The 528-nt window shown below is 73.1% G+C and carries 1 protein-coding gene and 1 pseudogene; one reads left to right on the forward strand and one right to left on the reverse strand.

Annotation, left to right across the window (positions count from 1 at the left end; genetic code table 11):
• Positions 1-282: pseudogene (locus IEZ03_RS37310) on the reverse strand (RNA-guided endonuclease TnpB family protein); the annotation flags it as partial.
• 17 nt (positions 283-299) lie between these two features.
• Between IEZ03_RS37310 and IEZ03_RS37315 the strand changes: the two are divergent.
• Positions 300-506: a ribbon-helix-helix domain-containing protein gene (locus tag IEZ03_RS37315; RefSeq protein ID WP_184880105.1), complete on the forward strand. Its 207-nt coding sequence runs from the start codon at positions 300-302 to the stop codon at positions 504-506.
• Positions 507-528 lie beyond the last annotated feature (22 nt).

The following is a 528-nucleotide window of genomic DNA, read 5'->3' on the forward strand; positions in this document are numbered from 1 at the left end:
GGACCTGGCGAAGTCCCGGATGGTCTGCTGCTGCGGCACCGACGCGCCCGCCCGCAGCCACCGCTCGCCGGCGCGCCAGCCGGTCAGCATCGCATCCGGCCGCGCCGGCCCGCACGTCTCCCCGGCCCGGTACGCGGCCCTGGACCGCGCGACGCATTCGTTCCACACCCACCGGCACCGGTCCCACTCGGCCAGCAGGGCCCGCTCGGCGGTCGACGACAGCCGCACCCGGAAGGTGTACCGGGCGTTCCCAGCACCCCCCGCTTCCTTCGGCGTCGCCATGCTGCCACCGTAGTGCCATGGTCAGGATATCGCTGCGGCTTCCCGAAGAACTCCACGCCCGGCTGGTCGAGCAGGCCGCACGGGACCGACGCTCCCTCAACTCCCAGATCCTCCACCTGCTGGAGGAAACCCTCGACGCCGCCGAGAGCGACACCCACCCGCCCGGGGACGGACCGGCTTTCCCTGACCCGCTGCGCGGGGGACCGGATTCCTCCCCGGCCTGAACACCGGAGCATCCTCCGGGAA

The sequence above is a fragment of the Actinomadura livida genome (assembly GCF_014648675.1).
Lineage (GTDB): Bacteria > Actinomycetota > Actinomycetes > Streptosporangiales > Streptosporangiaceae > Spirillospora > Spirillospora livida.

Bases quoted from the DNA above. Each gene is read 5' to 3' on its own strand.
- IEZ03_RS37315 (WP_184880105.1), top strand. From the start codon at position 300: ATGGTCAGGATATCGCTGCGGCTTCCCGAAGAACTCCACGCCCGGCTG.